Here is a 358-nt window from a genome sequence, read left to right on the forward strand (position 1 = left end):
TGGGGCGGTCGACATCGGGCAGGAACTTGCCGAGCGCCTCGACCGTTTCCACGGCGCTTGTTTCCAAAGGGTCAAATCCGTGACGATGATAGATTTCGGCAATACGATCCAGCATCGCCTTGCGCTCGCTCACATCTGCGCCAAAATAATCACGAAAGCCCTTTGGCGTATCCGCCTTGGGACGGGGCTGTTTTTTCTGACTTTTCGCCATGGTGCTGCCTCTTCGGCCAAATCCGAGGCTGCTGTAACGGAAGGGCGCGCTGTGGACAAGCACATGGAAGGGAATCACATGGCAGATCAGGACCGGATCGAGCGTCTGGAAGAGGCTTTGGCCCATCTGGGTCGGGTGACAGAGGAT

1 protein-coding gene is annotated in these 358 nt (G+C 57.3%); it reads right to left on the reverse strand.

What is annotated here, in order from left to right; translation table 11 throughout:
- The coding region (locus tag K3A85_RS17775) for a hypothetical protein (protein ID WP_225207850.1) at nucleotides 1–211 on the reverse strand (211 nt) is incomplete at its 3' end.
- Nucleotides 212–358 lie beyond the last annotated feature (147 nt).

Origin of the sequence: Novosphingobium huizhouense (assembly GCF_020179475.1) — a bacterium.
GTDB lineage: Bacteria > Pseudomonadota > Alphaproteobacteria > Sphingomonadales > Sphingomonadaceae > Novosphingobium > Novosphingobium huizhouense.